General features: G+C 65.9%; 17 protein-coding genes. All 17 read right to left on the reverse strand.

Annotated elements, in window-relative coordinates; translation table 11 throughout:
* Positions 1 to 26: 26 nt before the first annotated feature.
* The gene (gene putA, locus ABNX08_RS20560; RefSeq protein ID WP_349604386.1) at positions 27 to 4,004 is read right to left on the reverse strand and encodes a trifunctional transcriptional regulator/proline dehydrogenase/L-glutamate gamma-semialdehyde dehydrogenase; all 3,978 of its coding nucleotides are present in this window, start codon (positions 4,002 to 4,004) and stop codon (positions 27 to 29) included.
* Between the two features lie 185 nt (positions 4,005 to 4,189).
* Complete coding sequence (locus ABNX08_RS20565) at positions 4,190 to 6,517, reverse strand: primosomal protein N' (protein WP_022536992.1); 2,328 nt, start codon at positions 6,515 to 6,517, stop codon at positions 4,190 to 4,192.
* 523 nt (positions 6,518 to 7,040) lie between these two features.
* A complete protein-coding gene (gene hemE / locus ABNX08_RS20570) occupies positions 7,041 to 8,138 on the reverse strand; it encodes a uroporphyrinogen decarboxylase (protein ID WP_041681179.1) in 1,098 nt (365 codons plus the stop codon).
* 84 nt (positions 8,139 to 8,222) lie between these two features.
* Positions 8,223 to 9,173 carry an alpha/beta hydrolase gene (locus ABNX08_RS20575; protein WP_349604383.1) on the reverse strand — a complete coding sequence of 317 codons (951 nt, stop codon included), beginning with the start codon at positions 9,171 to 9,173 and terminating at the stop codon, positions 8,223 to 8,225.
* Between the two features lie 66 nt (positions 9,174 to 9,239).
* On the reverse strand, positions 9,240 to 9,680 hold the full coding sequence (locus ABNX08_RS20580) for a CoA-binding protein (protein WP_349604382.1): 441 nt from the start codon (positions 9,678 to 9,680) through the stop codon (positions 9,240 to 9,242).
* 708 nt (positions 9,681 to 10,388) lie between these two features.
* Positions 10,389 to 10,805 carry a F0F1 ATP synthase subunit epsilon gene (locus tag ABNX08_RS20585; RefSeq protein WP_022536996.1) on the reverse strand — a complete coding sequence of 139 codons (417 nt, stop codon included), beginning with the start codon at positions 10,803 to 10,805 and terminating at the stop codon, positions 10,389 to 10,391.
* A gap of 97 nt (positions 10,806 to 10,902) precedes the next feature.
* Complete coding sequence (atpD, locus tag ABNX08_RS20590; protein WP_022536997.1) at positions 10,903 to 12,306, reverse strand: F0F1 ATP synthase subunit beta; 1,404 nt, start codon at positions 12,304 to 12,306, stop codon at positions 10,903 to 10,905.
* Positions 12,307 to 12,339: 33 nt separating this feature from the next.
* A complete protein-coding gene (gene atpG / locus ABNX08_RS20595) occupies positions 12,340 to 13,215 on the reverse strand; it encodes a F0F1 ATP synthase subunit gamma (RefSeq protein WP_022536998.1) in 876 nt (291 codons plus the stop codon).
* 74 nt (positions 13,216 to 13,289) lie between these two features.
* Positions 13,290 to 14,831 (reverse strand): F0F1 ATP synthase subunit alpha, encoded by a 1,542-nt coding sequence (gene atpA / locus ABNX08_RS20600; RefSeq protein WP_022536999.1) that lies wholly within the window; start codon positions 14,829 to 14,831, stop codon positions 13,290 to 13,292.
* Positions 14,832 to 14,870: 39 nt separating this feature from the next.
* Entirely contained in the window at positions 14,871 to 15,413 is a 543-nt protein-coding gene (locus ABNX08_RS20605) for a F0F1 ATP synthase subunit delta (protein ID WP_022537000.1), read from the reverse strand.
* A 2-nt stretch (positions 15,414 to 15,415) separates the two neighbouring features.
* On the reverse strand, positions 15,416 to 15,886 hold the full coding sequence (locus ABNX08_RS20610; RefSeq protein ID WP_022537001.1) for a F0F1 ATP synthase subunit B: 471 nt from the start codon (positions 15,884 to 15,886) through the stop codon (positions 15,416 to 15,418).
* Positions 15,887 to 15,985: 99 nt separating this feature from the next.
* Complete coding sequence (gene atpE, locus ABNX08_RS20615; RefSeq protein ID WP_022537002.1) at positions 15,986 to 16,252, reverse strand: F0F1 ATP synthase subunit C; 267 nt, start codon at positions 16,250 to 16,252, stop codon at positions 15,986 to 15,988.
* Positions 16,253 to 16,313: 61 nt separating this feature from the next.
* Positions 16,314 to 17,180, reverse strand: coding sequence for a F0F1 ATP synthase subunit A (atpB, locus tag ABNX08_RS20620; protein WP_041681640.1), 867 nt, complete (start codon positions 17,178 to 17,180; stop codon positions 16,314 to 16,316).
* 232 nt (positions 17,181 to 17,412) lie between these two features.
* Positions 17,413 to 17,916, reverse strand: coding sequence for an ATP synthase subunit I (locus tag ABNX08_RS20625; protein ID WP_349604377.1), 504 nt, complete (start codon positions 17,914 to 17,916; stop codon positions 17,413 to 17,415).
* Positions 17,917 to 18,274: 358 nt separating this feature from the next.
* Positions 18,275 to 19,177: a ParB/RepB/Spo0J family partition protein gene (locus ABNX08_RS20630; protein ID WP_022537005.1), complete on the reverse strand. Its 903-nt coding sequence runs from the start codon at positions 19,175 to 19,177 to the stop codon at positions 18,275 to 18,277.
* A gap of 14 nt (positions 19,178 to 19,191) precedes the next feature.
* Positions 19,192 to 19,965: a ParA family protein gene (locus ABNX08_RS20635; RefSeq protein ID WP_022537006.1), complete on the reverse strand. Its 774-nt coding sequence runs from the start codon at positions 19,963 to 19,965 to the stop codon at positions 19,192 to 19,194.
* Positions 19,966 to 20,066: 101 nt separating this feature from the next.
* A complete protein-coding gene (rsmG, locus tag ABNX08_RS20640) occupies positions 20,067 to 20,753 on the reverse strand; it encodes a 16S rRNA (guanine(527)-N(7))-methyltransferase RsmG (RefSeq protein WP_349604374.1) in 687 nt (228 codons plus the stop codon).
* Between the last annotated feature and the right edge of the window lie 11 nt (positions 20,754 to 20,764).

Consider the following 20,764-nt stretch of genomic DNA (forward strand, 5'->3'; position numbering starts at 1 on the left):
TCGACAAGACGATGTCCGAGGTTGCCTCAGCCGATCGTCATCAAACTGGCATTGCCGCCCGCGGCCGCGGTGTTGACCGAGAGCGAGCGCTCGATCAGCAAACGGTCGAGCGCGACATTCGGTTCACCTTGCGCCAGGCCCTGCACGCCGATGATCGGGCCGGGGCGCGCGGCCACCTGCTCGCACACCGTGCGCAGCTGATCGGAGTCGCCGTGGTGCAGCACCGCATCGAATCCGGTATCCGCAGCGGTCCAGTCGGCCACCATGCGGACGCGCGATTGTACGCCCTTAGGCAGGCGCGCAAACAGCCCCCGGCCGACAGGGTTTTCCGGCCAGACCGCCTCGGCGCCGACGGTCAGCACGGCGCCCAGCTGCAGCGCCAGGTCGGCCTCTTGCGCGGCCAGGCACAGCACGCGTTCGCGCGGCAGCAGCGTGTAGGTGTTACGCTCGCCAGTGGGGCCGGCCAGCGTCACCGCCAGGCCCGAGGGCGAGGCCTCCGCGAAGCGTTCGCAGGCGGCGGCCACTTCCGGCAGCTCAGCGCGGGCCCAGGTGCGGAAGGCCTCGGCCGGGCGCACCGCCTCGTCGGCCGGGCCCACTGCTTCGGCGCTGCTGCTGACATCGGCCGCGCGCACGCTGCGCGCCACCGCGTCCTGCGGGCATACCGACAGCAGGCGGTGCAGGTAGAGCGGGCCGCCCGCCTTCGGGCCGGTGCCCGACAGCGCCTCGCCGCCGAACGGCTGCACGCCCACTACCGCGCCGACGATATTGCGGTTCACGTACAGGTTGCCCACATGGGCGCGGCTGACGATAAACGAAATGGTCTCGTCGATGCGGGTATGGATGCCCAGCGTCAGGCCGTAGCCGGTGCCGTTGATCTGGCTGACCATGGTGTCCAGCGCCGTGCGCGGGAAGCGCACCACGTGCAGCACCGGGCCAAACACTTCGCGCTTCAGTTCCTCGATGCTGTCGAGCTCGATCAGCGTCGGCGGCACGAAGGTGCCATGGCGGCAGCTGGCCGCCTGCGGCGCGTTGGGATCGGCCTGGTGGACACGGCGGCCCTTGGCGCGCATGGCATCGACATGGCGCACGATATTGGCACGCGCCTCTTCGTCGATCACCGGGCCGACGTCGGTCGACAGGCGGTCCGGGTTGGCCATGTTCAGCTCCTGCATGGCGCCCTTGAGCATTTCCAGCACGCGGTCGGCCACATCCTCCTGCAGGCAAAGCACGCGCAGCGCCGAGCAGCGCTGGCCGGCCGAGTCGAAGGCGGAGTTGACCACGTCGCCGACCACCTGCTCGGCCAGCGCCGACGAGTCGACGATCATCGCGTTCTGGCCGCCGGTCTCGGCGATCAGCGGGATCGGGCGGCCGGCGGCGTCGAGGCGGCCGGCCACGTTGCGTTGCAGGATGCGCGCGACCTCGGTCGAGCCAGTGAACATCACACCCTTGACGCGGGCATCGCCCACCAGCGCGGCGCCGACGGTCTCGCCCCGGCCCGGCAGCAGCTGCACCGCGCCGGCCGGCACACCGGCCTCGCGCAGCAGCCGCACCGCAGCGGCGGCGATCAGCGGGGTCTGCTCGGCGGGCTTGGCCAGCACCGGGTTGCCGGCGGCCAGCGCAGCGGCCACCTGGCCGGTGAAGATCGCCAGCGGGAAGTTCCACGGGCTGATGCAGACTACCGGGCCCAGCGGGCGGTGAGTGTCGTTGTCGAAGCTGCGGCGGATCTCGGCGGCGTAATAGCGCAGGAAGTCCACGGCCTCGCGCACTTCGGCGATGGCATTGGAGAAGGTCTTGCCGGCCTCGCGCATGATGATGCCCATCAGCGACTGCATCTGGGCTTCCATCAGGTCGGCCGCGCGCTCCAGCGCGGCGGCGCGCACGTCCGGCGGCGTGGCCTGCCAGATCGGCGCGGCGTTCACGGCGGCTTGCAGCGCGGCGTCGACGTCGGCCTGGCTGGCCTCGGTGACATGGCCCACCACGTCGCGGTGGTCGGCCGGGTTCAGCACCGGCGCGGTAATGGCGTCGGCAGCGCGCGGCACCTCGGCGCCCACCAGCGGCTCGGCCACGGCGCGTTCGCTGGTGCCGGCAAGCAGCGCCGACGACAGCGAGGCCAGCCGGTGCTCATTCGCGAGATCGATACCGGCCGAGTTGGGGCGGCTCTTGCCATACAGCGTGCGCGGCGACGGGATACGCGGGTGCGGCAGGCCCAGCACGCCCTCTTCGCGGTGCATGGCTTCGACCACGGCGACCGGGTCCGCCACCAGTTCGTCCAGCGAGATGGTGTCGTCGGCGATGCGGTTGACGAAGGAGGTGTTGGCGCCGTTTTCCAACAGTCGGCGCACCAGGTAGGCCAGCAGCGTCTCATGCGTGCCGACCGGGGCGTAGATCCGGCACGGACGGTTGAACTTGCCGTCGGCGGTGGGCCCGACCACCTGGTCGTACAGCGGCTCGCCCATGCCGTGCAGGCACTGGAACTCGTACTGGCCGGGGTAGTAGCTGTGGCCGGCGATCTGGTAGATGGCCGACAGCGTATGCGCGTTGTGCGTGGCGAACTGCGGGTAGATCGCGTCCGGCACCGACAGCAGCTTGCGCGCGCAGGCCACGTATGACACGTCGGTATAGACCTTGCGCGTGTAGACCGGGTAGCCCTCCAGCCCTTCGACCTGGGCGCGCTTGATCTCGCTGTCCCAGTAGGCGCCCTTGACCAGGCGGATCATCAGGCGGTGGCGGCTGCGGCGTGCCAGGTCGATCAGGTAGTCGATCACGAACGGGCAGCGCTTCTGGTAGCCCTGCACCACGAAGCCGATGCCGTTCCAGCCAGCCAGCTCGGGCTCGAAGCACAGGCGTTCGAGCAGATCCAGCGAGATCTCCAGACGGTCCGCTTCCTCGGCGTCGATATTGATGCCGATATCGTACTGGCGCGCCAGCAGCGTCAGCGACTTCAGGCGCTCGTACAGTTCCGTCACCACGCGCTCGTGCTGGGCGCGGCTGTAGCGCGGGTGCAGCGCCGACAGCTTGATCGAGATGCCCGGGCCTTCGTAGATGCCGCGCCCGCGCGAGGCCTGCCCGATGGCGTGGATGGCCTGCTCGTACGAGGCCAGGTAGCGCATCGCATCGGCCTCGGTCATGGCCGCTTCGCCGAGCATGTCATAGGAGTAGCGGAAGCCCTGCGCTTCGTACTTGCGCGCGTTGGCCAGCGCTTCGGAAATGGTCTCGCCGGTGACGAACTGCTCGCCCATCAGGCGCATCGCCATGTCTACGCCCTTGCGGATCAGCGGCTCGCCGCCCTTGCCGATGATGCGCGTGAGCGCCTTGGTCAGGCCGGATTCGGTATGGGTGGCAACCAGCCTGCCGGTCAGCAGCAGGCCCCAGGTGGCAGCGTTGACGAACAGCGACGGGCTCTGGCCCAGGTGCGACTGCCAGTTGGCGCCGCTGATCTTGTCGCGGATCAGTGCATCGCGGGTAGCCTTGTCCGGGATGCGCAGCAGGGCCTCGGCCAGGCACATCAGCGCCACGCCTTCCTGCGACGACAGCGAGAATTCCTGGATCAGCCCCTGCACCAGCCCTTCACGTCCGGTGCCGACCTTCTGCTCGCGCAGCCGGGTGGCCAGCGTCTTGGCCATCTTGATGGCGGCGTCGGCCTGCTGTTGCGGCAGGCGGGCCTGCTCCAGCAGCACCGGCACGCAATCGGTTTCCGGGCGGCGGTAGGCGGAGGTAATGGCTGCGCGCAGCACCGACTGCGGCTGGATGCTCTGCGCGAATTCCAGGAAGGCCTGCGGCGCGCCGTCGGCGTGGGCCGGCTCGGCGGCATCCGGGCCATCGGACTCCGCCGTGCCGGCGGCGCTGGTCTCGTGCGGCAGGTGGCCGCGCTCGACTTGCTCCAGGTAGGTGAAGATGGCCTGCTTGATCAGCCAGTGCGGCGTGCGGTCGATGGATTGGGCGACGCGCTTGAGGCGATCGCGCGAGGCGTCGTCGAGCTTGACGCCGAGAGTGGTGGTGGCCATGCGGGCAAATCTCCGTAAGACTGGAGGCCGCCGCCGGTGCTACCGCGTCTGTGCCGGAATGGCAGGGCGCGCGACCGGCCGCAGCCTGTGAGCTGGGGCGATCTTACTCCCGGGAATCACGAAGGTGCAACCCGGTGCAACCCTATCGAAAACCCTAATGCAGAGGTTGCACCAGGCGGCATGGATCAGATCCGCAGCGGATCGATTTCCAGCTGCCAGCGCACCCCCTTGGCCTCCGTTCCTACCTCTGCGAAAGTCTGTACCCACTCGGCCACAAAGCGTTGCAGCGCCGGGCGTGAAGTGGCCTCGACCAGCATCTGAGCGCGCTCCCGGTTGGCGATGCGCACCATCGACATCGGCACCGGGTCATGCAGTTGCACCTCGGCGGCGAGCTGGCAGGTATCGGCATGCCGGCGCGCCACCTGCAGGAACTGCAGCGCCCGTTCCAGCTGGCCATGCTCCGCGGTTACCAGCACCTGGAAGCAGAACGGGGGCAACCCGGCCTGGCGCCGCTCGCGCAACTGGCTGGCCGCGAATCCATCATAGTCGTGGCGCGTCAGCGCCTGCAATGCCGGGGTGTCCGGGTAGCGGGTCTGGATCAGTACCTCGCCCGCCAGGCCCGCGCGCCCTGCCCGGCCGGCGACCTGCATCAGCGAGGCAAAGAGGTGCTCGGCGGCGCGGAAGTCGTGGCTGAACATGGCGGCGTCGGGATGGACGATCCCCACCAGCGTCACGCGCTGGAAGTCATGGCCCTTGGCGACCATCTGCGTGCCCACCAGGATATCGACCTCGCCCGCGTGGACCTCGTCGAACATCGCCTGCGCGCTGCCCTTGCGCCGTGTCGAATCGGCGTCGATGCGGGCGATTCGGGCCTGCGGAAAGCGTGCCGCCAGCGCCTCTTCGATGCGCTGCGTGCCGCGCCCCAGCGGCGCGATATCGACATTTCCGCAGTCCGGGCAATGGTGCGGCACCGGCGCTTCCAGCCCGCAGTGATGACAGCGCAGGCGCCGCTCGGGCCGGTGCAGCACCAGGTACGCCGAGCAGCGCGGGCAGCCCGACAGCCAGCCGCAACTGTCGCAGGCGAGCACCGGCGCATAGCCGCGGCGGTTCAGGAACAGCAGGCTCTGCTCGCCGCGCGCCAGGCGGGCGTCGATGGCTTCAAGCAGCGGCACTGACAGGCCTTCGAACAGCGTGCGTTGGCGCTGGCGTTCGTGGTTGAGATCGACCAGGCGCACGGTCGGCAGCGCAGCGTCGGCCTGGGCGCGCTCGCGCAGCACCAACTTACGGTAAGTGCCCTGCCCTGCCCGCCACCAGGTCTCCATCGACGGCGTGGCCGAGCCCAGCACCACCGCGATGCCGCGTTGCTTGGCGCGCCACACCGCCAGGTCACGCGCGGAGTAGCGCAGCCCCTCCTGCTGTTTGTAGGAGGTGTCATGCTCCTCGTCGACCACGATCAGCGCCAGCGCCGGCAGCGAGGCCATCACCGCCATGCGCGTGCCCAGCACGATGCGCGCCTCGCCGCGGTGGGCGGCCAGCCACTGCAGGCTGCGCTCCTGGTCGGCCAGCCCGCTGTGCAGCACGGCCAGCGGCAAGTGTGGGAAGCGCGCGGCAATGCGGGCCTGGAGTTGCGGCGTCAGGTTGATTTCCGGGACCAGCATCAGTACCTGGGCCTGGGCATCGCGTTCCAGCACCGCCTGCATCGCATGCAGGTAGACCTCGGTCTTGCCGCTGCCGGTGACGCCGTGAAGCAGGAACGGCGCGAACCCTCCGGCCTCGGCGATAGCCTGGACAGCGGCGCGCTGCTCGTCATGCAGCGCGGGCGCCACGGACGGTGGTTGCCCCGGGTCGATTGATAGCAGCGGGCGTGCGGTACGGCTGGCCTCGACCCAGCTGGCGGCCTGCCATTCGGCCAGCCGGGCCGGCGCGGCCGCGCACAGCACGCGCGCGTCGGCGAGCGCCAGCGGCTCGTCGGTGGTGGCGGCGCGGTCGGCCAGTGCCTGCGCCAGCGCACGCACGCTGCGTGCGCGCGGCGGCACGGCGGCCAGCAGGTCGGCGGCGTGGCCGGGCAGCAGGCGGTATTCGTCGGTGCGGGCACGCTGGCCGAGGCCAGGCCAGCTCTCGGCCTCGCGCAACGCCGGCGGCAGGGCCGGCAGCATCACCTCGCCCAGCCGGCGCTGGTAGTAGCGCGCGGCAAAGGCGGCCAGCTCGATCCAGTCGGGCGGCAGCGGCGGCATCCAGTCCAGCCGCTGTGCCACCGGGCGCAAGCGCCCGGCCGGCACATCGGAGCTGTCGGCACGCGCCACGGCCACACCGACCAGGCTGCGGCGGCCGAACGGCACCACCACCAGGTCTCCCAGGGCGATGTCGGGCGTGGCGAGGTAGTCGAAGCAGTCGTCGGCGGGCGTGTCCAGCGCGACCCGGACAATGGGCCGGGCGCTGGCAGACGGCGCCACGGCCTCGGTGGGTGCCATATCGGGCTCAGCGAGAGGGATGGCGCCGCTAGCGTGCGCCATGCGTCGATTCCTGGTGCACCGCCTTTGCGCACACGCTATGCAGCTGGCGGCCCAGGGGGCGGACGAGGGATTTTTGTGTGCGGCGCAACATCAACTTAAAGTAAAACTTCAAATGTGGCCCTAAGTCGATGATAGATGACTGGTTTTCCACTAATTCCACCGCCCCTGTGGATAACTTTGTTGAAAAGTCGCGCCGGGGAGCCCGGAAGCCCCGCAAAACAAGGGATTCACCGGCATCGTCCCATGCTTTGAAAATCTTCCAAATCCTTAAAAATCAAGACTTTGCAAACATCCCCCGGATAGGTTAGAGGGTGGCCTCGTCTTGCACTGCGGCAAACCTATCGGTGTGCATAAGTCAAGTACCGGCAATCAACTCCGAGCACCTTTTTGGCGAATGCTGGCGAAAAAGTTTACTTGACAGCAGTAGCGACGCGCCTCGCGCAGCACTGGGTACACCAGCGCACCAGTTCGTTGCAGCGCGGGGCGCGTCAGCAAAGGCATGCTGCCGCGCATACCGGCACCGTCACTTCTGTGCGGCGCGCAGCTTGCGGCTGTGGCGATGCACTTCATCCACCAGCACGGTGACGTTCTCGGGCGGCGTGAACTGCGAGATGCCGTGGCCGAGGTTGAACACATGGCCGTCGCTGCCGCCGCCGGCGGCGTAGCTGTCGAGTACGCCGCGGACCTGCTCGCGGATCGCCGCTTCCGGGGCGAACAGCACGGTGGGATCGATATTGCCCTGCAGCGCCACGCGGCCGCCAGTGCGCTGGCGCGCCTGGGCCAGGTTGACGGTCCAGTCCAGCCCAATCGCATCGGCACCGGTGTCGGCCAGCGCCTCCAGCCACAGGCCGCCGCCCTTGGTGAAGACGATCGCCGGTACCTGCTCGCCGTCGTGCTCGCGCTTCAGGCCGGCCAGCACGCGGTGCATATAGGCCAGCGAGAAGGCCTGGTACATGCCGTCGGCGAGCGCCCCGCCCCAGGTGTCGAAGATCATCACGGCCTGCGCCCCGGCTTCGATCTGCGCGTTCAGGTAGGCGGTGACGGCCTCGGCGTTGATCTCGAGGATGCGATGCATCAGGTCCGGACGGCCGTACATCATCGCCTTGACCGTGCGGAAATCGTCCGAACCGCTGCCTTCGACCATATAGCAGGCCAGCGTCCACGGGCTGCCGGAGAAGCCAATCAGCGGCACGCGCTGGCGCCCGTCCTGCACCAGCGCGCGGCGGATCTCGCTGACGGCGTCGAAGACGTACTGCAGCGACGTCATGTCGGGCACGGCCAGCTTCTGCACGTCGGCCTCGGTGCGCAGCGGGTGCGCAAAGCGCGGGCCCTCGCCCTGCGCGAACGACAGGCCCAGGCCCATCGCGTCAGGCACGGTCAGGATATCGGAGAAGAGGATGGCCGCGTCCAGCGGATAGCGGTCCAGCGGCTGCAGGGTGACCTCGGTGGCGTAGGCCGGGTTCTTGGCCAGCCCGAGGAAGCTGCCGGCGCGGGCACGCGTGGCGTTGTACTCGGGCAGGTAGCGGCCTGCCTGGCGCATCAGCCACAGCGGCGTGTATTCGGTGGGCTGGCGGCGCAGCGCGCGCAGGAAGGTATCGTTCTGCAGAGCGGTCATGGTCATCCTCGTAAGACCGCCATTCTAAGGGATGGCCGCGCCGCGCCGGAGCTTTGCGCGCCGCCTGTCCGGGAATCCGTGGGAATCCGCTCAGGCGTCGTGCAGCAGGTCGGCAAAGGCGGCGGCGGTGCGCCGCATCCATTCGCGCGCGCGTTCGGCTTCGGGCTGCAGGCGCGCGAAGCCGTGGGTCATGCCGCCGGCCTCGATGGTGATCACCGGGGCGTCATGGCGCACCAGGAAGTCGGCATAGGCCAGACCGTCGTCGCGCAGCACGTCGTGCGCGGCGACCACCACCACGGTCGCGGGCGGGCGCACCGGCGGTGCGGCCATCAGGTGCACGCGCGGGTCGGGGTGCGCGGCGCCTTGCGCCAGCGCTTCGGCGCCAATGAACTGGGTCCAGAACCACGCCATCTCGTCGCGCGTCAGGCCTGGGCCGTCGGCAAAGGCGCGGTAGCTTTCGGAGCTGAGTACCGGCGCCGTCACCGGGTAGATCAGCAACTGCGCGTTCACTCGCACCGCGTCGCCCCCGTTGAGCTGCTGCGCGGCCTGCGCGGCCAGGTGGCCGCCGGCGCTGTCGCCCGCCACCCCGAGGAAGTCCGGCGCCAGGCCAAGCGCCTGGCGCTGGCCGGAGAGCCACAGCACCGCGTCGGCGGCGTCGTCGCTGGGTGCCGGGTACGGATGCTCCGGCGCGAGCCGGTAGTCGACACTGGCAACCGCGCAGCCGGTATCGGCGGCCAGCAAGGCGGACACGGTGTGGTGCGTCTGCGCCGAGCCGATCACCCAGCCCCCGCCATGGAAGTAGACGATCAACCGCGGTGCCACTGCGCCTTGCGGACGGAACAGCCGCGCCCCCAGTGTGCGACCTGCCAGCGCCAGCTCCAGATCCTGCACCGCGATGCCCTCCGGGTCCGGCAGCAGCGACGCGGCCGCGATCTCGGCAAAGCGGGCCCGGTGCGCGGCGATGTCGGCCGGGGCCGGCTCCCCGGCGTAGCGGTCAGCAAGGCGGCGGTAGTAGGCGAGCAGTTGCGGATCGATGGCCATGGTTGGTGGCGGGGGAAAATTGGTAAGAAGGTGGGACAGGGTTGTGGATAACTTGCCCGGCTCGCTTCAGTCCAGGCCAAGCTGGCGTGTCAGCTCGATCTTGCTGCAGCAGTCCTGTACCGCCAGCAGGCCGGCGTCGAGGGCACGGCGCACGGCTTCGTCGTTGACGATGCCCAGTTGCAGCCAGACCCCGCGCGCGCCGATGGCGACGGCCTCGTTGACCACGGGCAGCGTATCCTCGGCCCGGCGGAAGATATCGACCCACTCGATGGGGGCCCCCGCCGCTGCCGCGGTGTCGGCCGCTTCACGGAGCGTGGCGTAACAGGTCTCGCCCAGGATGCGCTCGCCGGCGTGGCGCGGATTGACCGGCACGATACGGAAACCGTGGCCTTGCAGGAATTCGGCCACTTCGTGGCTGGGGCGCTCCGGACGGTCGGACAGTCCGACCACGGCCACGGTTTTCATCGCCAGCATGGCTTGTATCGCTTGCTGCATCTCGGGGGGCATTGCGTCTCCGGCATGTGGACAAGTCCTGCACCGGACACGGCCGGCGTGGGCAGCATCGGGCGCGACGTATCGAATCGTAACCGCGAATCGTCACGCAGGGCGATGGTGCGCGAACGAACACGGTAAACCTGCCTGGAATGATAAGGTAGCTGCACGTTACGACATCGAACGCGGCGCCAACGTGCAAAAATGTGGCGAACGCGCCGGATCTTGGCACCGCCAGCTTTCAACTTCTTGCAAAACGATACATTTTGTTACTGCCATGCCGGGGAGTTTCCCCCACAATGCATTGACACACCCGCTGTCTGGGTGCGGCGCCCCGGCAAACAAAGGCTGTGCAGACCTAAAGGGGCGGTGAAGAAAGCCTTTTTGTAGTGTTTTTTGCAGTAACCCGATTTTCCGATCCAGCAAAAACGCCGCTGGACCGGAGTACCAGGAAGACCGTTTGCAGCGCGTGGCCTTTGCGGCCTGTGTGCGGATATTGAATATCCGTTGCGCCTTGATTGTCGACCTGGACCGAACCCGTTCCTTCGAATTGACCCCTCGAAGGGATTTTCCCGTCCGCGCGGAGCCTCCCCGGCCCGCGCGCTTTTTTTTGTCCAGGCGAGTCGAAAGCATATCGCTGTGCCCACAAAAAAGGCAGCCTCGCGGCTGCCTTTTTTAAATGTCGCATCGAAAAAACAACAATGCGACGGTGCTGCTCTATTCTTACTTTTTACGACGCAGGCGGGCGATGGCAGCCAGCTGCGCGGCGGCCACGGCCAGCTCGCTCTGGGCGCGGGCCAGGTCCAGGTCGCTGCTCTGGTTCTGCATCAACTCCACGGCCGCACGCTTGGCTTCCTGGGCCTTGGCTTCGTCCAGGTCGCCACCGCGGATGGCGGTGTCGGCCAGCACGGTAACGTGCTTGGGCTGGACTTCGAGAATGCCGCCGGCAACGAACACGAACTCTTCGCTGCCGTCTTCCTTCTCGATCCGCACCGCACCCGGCTGGATGCGCGTGATCAGCGGCGTGTGACCTGGCAGGATGCCCAGCTCACCCGACTCGCCCGGCAGCGCCACGAACTTCGCCGGGCCGGAGAAGATCGACGCTTCCGCGCTGACGACGTCTACAAGAATGGTTGCCATATCAGATCCTTTCTCCAATCCCTTCGCTTCGGACGGCCGGACGCACATGGCGGCCGACCGTCACCCCTGCCGCGAGGCAGGAGCGTCAAAGCAAGGCTTACTGGAGCTTCTTGGCCTTTTCGAAGGCTTCGTCGATCGAGCCGACCATGTAGAACGCCTGCTCGGGCAGGTGATCGCACTCGCCGTCGACCAGCATCTTGAAGCCGCGGATGGTTTCCTTCAGCGGCACGTACTTGCCCGGCGAACCCGTGAACACTTCTGCCACGTGGAACGGCTGCGACAGGAAACGCTGGATCTTACGAGCGCGGTTCACTGCCATCTTGTCTTCCGGCGACAGTTCGTCCATGCCCAGAATCGCGATGATGTCGCGCAGTTCCTTGTAGCGCTGCAGGGTCTGCTGCACGGCGCGCGCGACGTTGTAGTGCTCCTGGCCAACCACTTGCGGATCCATCTGACGCGAGGTCGAGTCGAGCGGGTCCACAGCGGGGTAGATACCGAGAGCGGCGATGTCACGCGACAGCACCAGGGTCGAGTCCAGGTGCAGGAAGGTGGTTGCCGGCGACGGGTCGGTCAAGTCATCCGCAGGCACGTACACGGCCTGGATCGAGGTGATCGAGCCAGTCTTGGTCGAGGTGATGCGCTCCTGCAGCTTGCCCATTTCTTCAGCCAGCGTCGGCTGGTAGCCCACGGCGGAAGGCATACGGCCCAGCAGTGCCGACACTTCGGTACCTGCCAGCGTGTAGCGGTAGATGTTGTCGACGAAGAACAGGATGTCACGGCCCTCGTCGCGGAACTTCTCGGCCATGGTCAGGCCGGAAAGTGCCACGCGCAGACGGTTGCCCGGCGGCTCGTTCATCTGGCCGAACACCATGGCCACCTTGTCGAGCACGTTGGAGTCCTTCATTTCGTGGTAGAAGTCGTTCCCTTCACGGGTACGCTCGCCCACGCCGGCGAACACCGACAGACCGCTGTGCTGCTTGGCGATGTTGTTGATGAGCTCCATCATGTTGACGGTCTTGCCCACGCCAGCACCACCGAACAGGCCCACCTTGCCGCCCTTGGCGAACGGGCAGATCAGGTCGATCACCTTGATGCCGGTTTCGAGCAGGTCGGTGGAAGGCGACAGCTCGTCGAACTTCGGCGCCTTCTGGTGAATCGCGCGACGCTCGTCGGAAGCGATCGGGCCGGCCTCGTCAATGGGGCGACCCAGCACGTCCATGATGCGGCCCAGCGTGCCCTGACCCACCGGCACCGAGATCGGCGCTTGGGTGTTCTTCACCGCCATGCCGCGGCGCAGGCCATCCGACGAACCGAGGGCAATGGTACGCACCACGCCGTCACCCAGCTGTTGCTGCACTTCGAACGTCAGGCCCTTTTCGGCGAACGACGATTCGCCGCTGTCTTCCAGCACCAGCGCGTCGTACACCTTCGGCATCCCGTCGCGCGGGAACTCGATGTCCACCACGGCGCCAATGCACTGCACAATATTTCCGATACTCATTTCGTATCTCCGATAGCTTGAATTCTTGACGCCTCAGACCGCTGCCGCGCCGCTGACGATCTCCGACAGTTCCTTGGTGATCGCTGCCTGCCGGGTCTTGTTGTAGTCCAGCTGCAATTCGCCGATCACGTTCTTGGCATTGTCGGATGCCGCCTTCATGGCCACCATGCGCGCCGACTGCTCGGACGCCATGTTCTCGGCCACGGCCTGGTACACCAGCGCCTCGACGTAGCGGACCAACAGCTCTTCCACCACGGTCTGCGCGTCAGGCTCGTAGATGTAGTCCCACGAGTAGGCGCGCTTCTCTTCTTCCGTCTGCGACAGCTTGTCGGCGGCGAGCGGCAGCAGCTGCTCAACCAACGGTTCCTGCTTCATCGTGTTGATGAACTTGGTGTACGCCAAGTACACCGCGTCGACTTCACCGTTGGTGAATGCGTCGAGCTGGACCTTGATCGCGCCGATCAGCTTTTCCAGGTGCGGGGTGTCGCCGAGCTGCACCACATTCGACACCACCTTGGCGCCGATGCGACTCAGGAACTGCAGGCCCTTGCTGCCGATGGCAGTAGCTTTGACATCCACGCCGCGACCCTGCAGGCTCTTCAGCTCGTTGGTCACCGCACGCAGCACGTTCGTGTTCAGACCGCCGCACAGCCCCTTGTCGGTCGTGACCACGATCATGCCGATGCGCTTGACTTCGCGCTCCTGCATGAACGGGTGCTTGAACTCGGGGTTGGCCGAAGCCAGGTGCGCCGCGATGTTGCGCACTTTCTCGGCGTAAGGACGGGCGTTGCGCATCCGCTCCTGCGCCTTGCGCATCTTGGATGCGGCGACCATCTCCATCGCCTTGGTGATCTTGCGCGTGTTCTGCACGCTCTTGATCTTGGTTCGAATCTCTTTCGTTCCGGCCATATCTTCCTCTCCAGCCGAACCAGCGCCGCGCCGGCGTGAGCCAGGCGCGGCGGTGGTGTCGGGGAATCACGCGGTTAGAACGCGGCGGACTTCTTGAAATCCTCGATCGCAGCACGCAGTGCGGGCTCATCTTCCTTCGAGAGCACCTTGGTCTCTTCGATGCGGTTGACGAGGTCAGCGTACTTGGTCTTCAGATGGTCGTGCAGGCCCTTCTCGAACGGGAGGATGTCCTTCACTTCCACGTTGTCGAGGAAGCCATTGTTGGCTGCAAACAGCGACGCCGACAGCTGCCACACTTGCTGCGGCTGGTATTGCGCCTGCTTGAGCAGCTCGGTCACGCGGCGGCCGCGCTCCAGCTGCTTGCGGGTTGCGTCGTCGAGGTCCGAAGCGAACTGCGCGAACGCAGCCAGTTCACGGTACTGCGCCAGGTCGGTACGGATACCGCCGGCCAGGTTCTTCACCACCTTGGTCTGGGCAGCACCACCCACGCGCGACACCGAGATACCGGCGTTGATGGCGGGACGGATACCGGCGTTGAACAGGTCGGTTTCCAGGAAGATCTGGCCGTCCGTGATCGAGATCACGTTGGTCGGCACGAACGCGGACACGTCGCCGGCCTGCGTTTCGATCACCGGCAGCGCGGTCAGCGAACCGGTCTTGCCCTTGACGGCGCCGTTGGTGAACTTCTCGACGTACTCGGCGTTCACGCGGGCAGCACGCTCCAGCAGGCGCGAGTGCAGATAGAACACGTCGCCCGGGTAAGCTTCACGGCCCGGCGGGCGGCGCAGCAGCAGCGACACCTGGCGGTAGGCCCAGGCTTGCTTGGTCAGGTCGTCATAGACGATCAGCGCGTCTTCACCGCGGTCGCGGAAGTACTCGCCCATCGTGCAGCCGGCGTAGGCAGCCAGGTACTGCATGGCGGCCGAGTCCGAAGCGGCGGCGGCCACGACGACGGTGTATTCCATCGCGCCGTGCTCTTCCAGCTTGCGCACCACGTTGGCGATCGTCGAAGCCTTCTGGCCAATGGCGACGTACACGCAGTACATGCCCTTGCCCTTCTGGTTGATGATCGCGTCGACCGCCACGGCGGTCTTGCCGGTCTGGCGGTCGCCAATGATCAGCTCACGCTGGCCACGGCCGATCGGCACCATCGAGTCGATCGACTTCAGGCCGGTCTGCACCGGCTGGCTCACCGACTGACGCGCGATCACGCCCGGGGCGACCTTCTCGATCACGTCCGTTTCCTTGGCGTTGATCGGGCCCTTGCCGTCGATCGGCTGGCCCAGCGTGTTGACCACGCGGCCCAGAAGTTCCTTGCCCACCGGCACTTCCAGAATGCGGCCGGTGCACTTGACCGTGTCGCCTTCGGAAATGTGTTCGTAGTCACCCAGCACCACGGCGCCGACCGAGTCGCGCTCGAGGTTCAGCGCGAGGCCGAAGGTGTTGCCGGGGAATTCCAGCATCTCGCCCTGCATCACGCCGGACAGGCCGTGCACGCGGCAGATACCATCGGTCACGGAGATCACCGTGCCGGTGTTGCGCACTTCAGCTTCAGCGCCAAGGCCCGAGATGCGGGTCTTGATCAGCTCGCTGATTTCTGAGGGGTTCAGTTGCATCACAATGCTCCTAATTCTTCAATCCGTCGGCCGGTGCGATCAGGCGGTCAGCGCCACTTGCATGGCTGCCAGGCGCGAGCGCACGGAGGTGTCGAGCACTTCGTCGCCAACCTTGACGCTGACGCCGCCGATCAGGGACGGGTCCACCGCCACCTGCGCGTGCAGCTTGCGGCCGAACTTGCGTTCGAGTGCGGCGACCAGGTCGTTCAGTTGCTGATCGTCCAGCGGGAAAGCGCTGGTGATCTCAACGTCGGACGACCCTTCGCGGGCGTTCTTGAGCGCATGGAACTGTTCGGCGATTTCAGGCATCACCGTCAGGCGGCCGTTCTCCACCAGCATCTGGACGAAGCGGCGTGCCTCGTCATTCAGCGGAGACTTCAGCACCGACAGGAACAGTTCAGCCAGCTTCTTGCCGGGAACGTTCGGATCGCCGGCGATCGCCTTCATGTCGGGATTGGCGGCAACCTGCCCCATTTCCGACACCAGCTCGGACCATGCACCCAGATTGCCTGCGCTCGACTCGCTAGCGACGCGGAACAGCGCCTCAGCATAGGGACGGGCAATGGTTGCGGTTTCTGCCATGATTAGAGCTCAGCCTTGAGTTGATTGAGCAGGTCGACGTGGACCTGCGCGTTCACTTCACGCTTGAGGATCTGCTCGGCACCCTTGACAGCCAGCACGGCGACCTGGTCACGCAGTGATTCGCGTGCGCGGGTAACCTGCTGTTCGGCTTCGGCCTTGGCCTGGGCAATGATGCGTGCGGCTTCTGCCTGGGCGTTGTGCTTGATCTCGTCTGCCGTCAGCTGGGCGCGCTTCTCGGCGTCAGCGACGCGTTGAGCGCCTTCGGTGCGGGCTTCGGCCATAGCCTGGTCCACACGCTTGTTGGCGAGTTCGAGCTCGGCCTTGCCCTTTTCGGCAGCGGCGAGGCCATCGGCGATCTTCGTTGCGCGTTCGTCGAGCGCCTTCACCAGCGGCGGCCAAATGAATTTGGCAACAACCCACCACAGGATGAAGAACACGACCATCTGCGCAAAAAACGTTGCGTTCAGATTCATGGTGTGTTCCTTTCGGTAATCAAACTACAGATAAATGCACAAAAGGCGGCCAGGCTGGTGGCCCGCGCCGCCCGTCAGCATCATGCAGACCGAAAAGAATTACTTGATGACAGCCAGCAGCGGGTTGGCGAAGGCGAACAGCATTGCAACACCCACGCCGATCAGGAATGCAGCGTCGATCAGGCCAGCCAGCAGGAACATCTTGGTTTGCAGCGGGTTCATCAGCTCAGGCTGACGTGCGCAGGCTTCGATGTACTTGCCGCCCATCAGGGCAATACCCAGGCAGGCGCCGATAGCGCCCAGGCCGATGATGATGCCGATACCGATGGCGGTCAGACCCTGGACGTTGGCGAGAAATTCTTGCATGACGACTCCTTTAATTTAGAGAGACTTAGAACCAAAAAACCAAAAAACCAAAAACCGGAAATCAGTGGTGATCGTGAGCCTGGCCGATGTACACCAGCGTCAGCATCATGAAAATGAACGCCTGCAACAGAACGATCAGGATGTGGAAGATCGCCCAGACCGCGCCGGCCAGTACGTGGCCAACGAAGCCCAGCGCCGACAGGTCTGCGCTGAACGTCCAGATGGAGCCCAGCAGCGCGATCAGCAGGAACACGAGTTCGCCGGCGTACATGTTGCCGAACAACCGCATGCCGAGCGAAACGGCCTTGGCCAGGAATTCGATGAGGTTCAGGACCAGGTTGAACGGGGCCAGGTACCACTTGGCGCCGAACGGGGCCGAGAACAGCTCGTGCATGAAGCCGCCCGTGCCCTTGATCTTGAAGCTGTAGTAGATCATCAGCACCAGCACCGAGCACGACATGCCCAGCGTGCCGTTCAGGTCGGCCGTGGCCACCGCGCGGTGGTGGGGGAGATGGATGTGGAAGATGCCCAGGACGTGATTCAGGCCGTTGACCCAGTCCACCGGGATCAGGTCGATCGCGTTCATCATGGTGATCCAGCAGAACACCATCAGCGCCAGCGGCGCAATCCACGAACGGTCGCCGTGGATGATGCCCTTGGCCTGGTCGTCGACCATCTCGACGATCATCTCGACGAAGGCCTGGAAGCGGCCCGGCACGCCGGCGGTAACGCGGCGCGCGGCGGCGTACAGGAACAGCACGGCAATGGCGCCGCACAGGACCGACCAGAACACCGTGTCGTAGTTGATCACGGAGAAGTCGACCACCGACGCCTGCTTGCCGCCGACCGAGTTCAAGTTCTGCAAGTGTTCGGCGATATAGCCGGAGGGTGTCAGCGCGTGTTCGGCGCCTTGGGTAGCATCAGACATGTCGATACGAACGGTATATTGCGAAATCTTCAGGCCGTGCGCAGCCACTCTCTGGCCAACGCCCGGTACGCGTCTTGCATCGCCTTCGGCGGATTCGCCGGTCACCGCAATGCAAGCGGGGTCCAACCTTGGCCGTGTCCGGTGTCACCACTGTGAAACCGTCACGGGAAAATCTTGATATTCCGTCTTGGCGCCCCACTTCCGGAGGAAGCACCGTCTTCGTGTGGCTGGCCTAGCGGATCACCAGGGCCACCACCCAATATGTCTTGAGCGCTAGCAGGAACGTGACCAGCATCGGCACCCAACGCAGATCCCGGTACAGCACCACCACCAGCACCAGCAGTGCGGCCGTGCCAAAGACCTTGATCGCCTCGCCCAGCACCAGCCCGCTGATCGAAGCCCGGTCGCGCGCCAGCCACAAGCGGAACGCGAAGAACCCGCTCGGCACGAAGCACACGATGCCACCGAACAACGCCGACCAGCCGTACGGGCCTGGCTCTTTCGCGAACAGCGCCCAGCACAGTGCCGACAGCAGGGTGACGATCACCTGCGTCAGGACAACCTTGCCCGGGGTCATGCGCGACGGACGCAGCGCGCGCTCGCCAAACAGCCTTTCCACGTCGGCGCGCGTCAGCGGATCGACCGCTTCTTCCTCTCGGTCTGCGCCCTCTTTCCAGTCGTCCCAGTCATCTTCCTGACGGGACCCGGCGCTTCGCTGCTGACGGTCTCGAACCACTACCTTCCTGCCTCATTCCAGACCGGAACTTTTCGGCCCGGCCAGAATTCAAACCGCACGATTTTAAGGGGAACTACTGATTCGCGTCAATCTGCTTACAGTTAGCTTGCAGTGCATTGCGCACAACGGTTGCCATCACGATTGCATGATGGCTGCGTAAAAATTGCGCAGCAATAATGTTTGACGTAATTGGATTGCGCAGCGAACCCTGCGCATGATGGTGGATTAACGGCCACGCGGTACGTATACCGACCATTGAATTTGCTACTGCGGCGTGCACGCAACAGTCATCGCGGCAATGGCCGTTTATCGCACCGAATTGCGCGCGGAAATACTCTCGGAATTGCCTGATTAAAAATCAGGCAACCCGCTGCCCTGCCTGCGACTCGCGCAAGCGCGCAAGCACCTCTTCCAGCGCGTCGTTGTCGTTGAAGTGGATGGTGAGCTGACCCTTGCCGCGTGCGCCGAGCCGGATCTGCACCGCCAGCCCCAACGCATCCGACAGTTCTTCTTCCAGCCGCGCCACGTCGCGAATGTTATTGGCGCCCTTATGCTTGAGCGACTTCAGGTCGAACGGCTTGAGCGTGGACGCCACCAGCTTTTCGGTCTCGCGCACCGACAGCCGCTTGTTGACGATCTGGTTCGCCAGCGTGATCTGGTTGGCGCCGTCGACGGCCAGCAGCGCGCGCGCGTGGCCCATATCGAGATCGCCCGCCATCAGCATGGTCTGCACCGGCGCGGCCAGGTTCAGCAGCCGCAGCAGATTCGATACGGCGCTGCGCGAGCGCCCGACCGACTCCGCCGCCTGCTCATGCGTAAACTTGAATTCGCGGATCAGGCGCATGATGCCCTGCGCTTCTTCCAGCGGGTTCAGGTCTTCGCGCTGGATGTTCTCGATCAGCGCCATCGCGGCGGCGGCTTCGTCGGCCACGTCCTTGACCAGCACCGGTACCTTGTCCAGGCCCGCCAGCTTCGAGGCGCGGAAGCGGCGTTCGCCCGCGATGATCTCGTAACGATCCGGTTCGGCGACGCGGCGTACCAGGATCGGCTGCATCAGCCCTTGCGCGCGGATGCTCGCTGCCAGCTCCTGAAGCGCGCCTTCGTCCATGCGCGTGCGCGGCTGGTACTTGCCCGGCTGCAGCTGGTCCAGGCGCAGCACAGTGGGCGCGCCGTCCTGCTTGACCGATTCCACGATCTCGGCCGGCCCGCCCAGCAGCGCTTCGAGGCCGCGGCCCAAGCCCTTCTTCTTTACCGTGCTCATGCTCAACCTCCCCTTCAGCCCAGCTGCCTGACGCGCGCGATCATCTCGGCGCCGAAGTCCAGGTACGCCTTGGCGCCCTTGGACGACGGATCGAATGCCACGCCCGGCATGCCATAGGACGGTGCCTCGGCCAGGCGCACATTGCGCGGGATCATGGTCTTGAAGACCTTGTCACCGAAATGCGACTCCAGCTGCGCCGACACCTGCTGCTGCAGCGTGACGCGCGGATCGAACATGACGCGCAGCAGGCCGATCACCTTCAGCTCGCGATTCAGGTTGGCGTGTACCTGCTTGATGGTGTTGACCAGGTCCGACAGTCCTTCGAGCGCAAAGTACTCGCACTGCATCGGCACGATCACGCCGTGTGCCGCACACAGGCCGTTCAGCGTCAGCAGCGACAGCGACGGCGGGCAGTCGATCAGCACGAAGTCATACTGATCATCGACTTCGTCGATGGCCTGCTTGAGCCGGCGTTCGCGCTGGTCGAGCTCGACCAGCTCCACTTCGGCGCCAGCCAGCTCGCGGTTGGCGGGCAGCACGTCGTACTTGCCGGTCTCGGAGCGCTGGCGCGCCTGCGTGACGCTGGCCAGGCCAACCAGGACCTGGTACACGCTGTGTTCCAGCGCCTGCTTGTCGATGCCGGAGCCCATCGAGGCATTGCCCTGCGGGTCCAGGTCGACCAGCAGCACGCGCTGGCCCTGCGCGGCCAGGCCGGCGGCGAGGTTCACCGTGGTGGTGGTCTTGCCTACCCCGCCCTTCTGGTTTGCGATCACGAATACCTTGGCCATAAGCTTCTGCGGCTCCTGCTTCAATTCATCCGGCCAGCCCGGGGCTGGCAGTTCGCGGCGCTGCCGTTGCAGCGTCGCGGCGTAGGTCCTGCTTGCGCGCTTCAGCGCCGCGACAACACCACCAGGTGGCGCTCGGCGTCCAGCTCCGGCACGATGAGCCGGGGCACGGTATCGACCTGCCATTGCGCCATCAGGCCGGCCGCTTCCATGCGGTCGAGCTCGGCCTGTGGATAAACACCCTTCATGGCAATCAGCTTGCCGTGCGGCGCCAGCAGATGGCCCGACAGGTTCACAAAGTCTGTCAGTTCGGCGAACGCGCGCGAGGTGATCACGGCATAGCCGTCTGCGTCTTCCAGCTTTTCCACCGGGCCCCAGTGGGCAGCGGCATTGGCAAGTCCAAGCTGCGCACGGCACTGGGTCAGGAAAGCGGTCTTCTTCTGCACGATGTCGACCATCAGCACCGACAAGTCCGGGCAGGCGATCGCCAGCGGCAGGCCGGGCATGCCGCCGCCCGAACCCACGTCCAGCACCCTGCCCCGGGCCGGCGTGCCTGGCGCTGCGGCGCGCGCGGCTTTGGCCAGCGCGGGCACCGCGGCGAGCGAATCCAGCATGTGATGCGTAAGCATCTCATCGGGATGACGGATTGCGGTCAGGTTGTAGACGCCGTTCCACTTGCGCAGCAGTGCCAGGTAGTCGAACAGCTTGTCGATCTGGGCCGGCGCCAGGGCCAGGCCGATCGTTTCCAGACCGGCTTCGAGGCGACGACGCTGGGCGGCGTCGTCGATCATGGTGTGTCGCG

Origin of the sequence: Cupriavidus sp. DF5525 (assembly GCF_040149425.2) — a bacterium.
Lineage (GTDB): Bacteria > Pseudomonadota > Gammaproteobacteria > Burkholderiales > Burkholderiaceae > Cupriavidus > Cupriavidus pickettii_A.

Coding starts and splice junctions, on each gene's coding strand:
- putA (WP_349604386.1), bottom strand. CDS start 4,004: ATGGCCACCACCACTCTCGGCGTCAAGCTCGACGACGCCTCGCGCGAT.
- ABNX08_RS20565 (WP_022536992.1), bottom strand. CDS start 6,517: ATGGCGCACGCTAGCGGCGCCATCCCTCTCGCTGAGCCCGATATGGCA.
- hemE (WP_041681179.1), bottom strand. CDS start 8,138: ATGACCATGACCGCTCTGCAGAACGATACCTTCCTGCGCGCGCTGCGC.
- ABNX08_RS20575 (WP_349604383.1), bottom strand. CDS start 9,173: ATGGCCATCGATCCGCAACTGCTCGCCTACTACCGCCGCCTTGCTGAC.
- ABNX08_RS20580 (WP_349604382.1), bottom strand. CDS start 9,680: ATGCCCCCCGAGATGCAGCAAGCGATACAAGCCATGCTGGCGATGAAA.
- ABNX08_RS20585 (WP_022536996.1), bottom strand. CDS start 10,805: ATGGCAACCATTCTTGTAGACGTCGTCAGCGCGGAAGCGTCGATCTTC.
- atpD (WP_022536997.1), bottom strand. CDS start 12,306: ATGAGTATCGGAAATATTGTGCAGTGCATTGGCGCCGTGGTGGACATC.
- atpG (WP_022536998.1), bottom strand. CDS start 13,215: ATGGCCGGAACGAAAGAGATTCGAACCAAGATCAAGAGCGTGCAGAAC.
- atpA (WP_022536999.1), bottom strand. CDS start 14,831: ATGCAACTGAACCCCTCAGAAATCAGCGAGCTGATCAAGACCCGCATC.
- ABNX08_RS20605 (WP_022537000.1), bottom strand. CDS start 15,413: ATGGCAGAAACCGCAACCATTGCCCGTCCCTATGCTGAGGCGCTGTTC.
- ABNX08_RS20610 (WP_022537001.1), bottom strand. CDS start 15,886: ATGAATCTGAACGCAACGTTTTTTGCGCAGATGGTCGTGTTCTTCATC.
- atpE (WP_022537002.1), bottom strand. CDS start 16,252: ATGCAAGAATTTCTCGCCAACGTCCAGGGTCTGACCGCCATCGGTATC.
- atpB (WP_041681640.1), bottom strand. CDS start 17,180: ATGTCTGATGCTACCCAAGGCGCCGAACACGCGCTGACACCCTCCGGC.
- ABNX08_RS20630 (WP_022537005.1), bottom strand. CDS start 19,177: ATGAGCACGGTAAAGAAGAAGGGCTTGGGCCGCGGCCTCGAAGCGCTG.
- ABNX08_RS20635 (WP_022537006.1), bottom strand. CDS start 19,965: ATGGCCAAGGTATTCGTGATCGCAAACCAGAAGGGCGGGGTAGGCAAG.
- rsmG (WP_349604374.1), bottom strand. CDS start 20,753: ATGATCGACGACGCCGCCCAGCGTCGTCGCCTCGAAGCCGGTCTGGAA.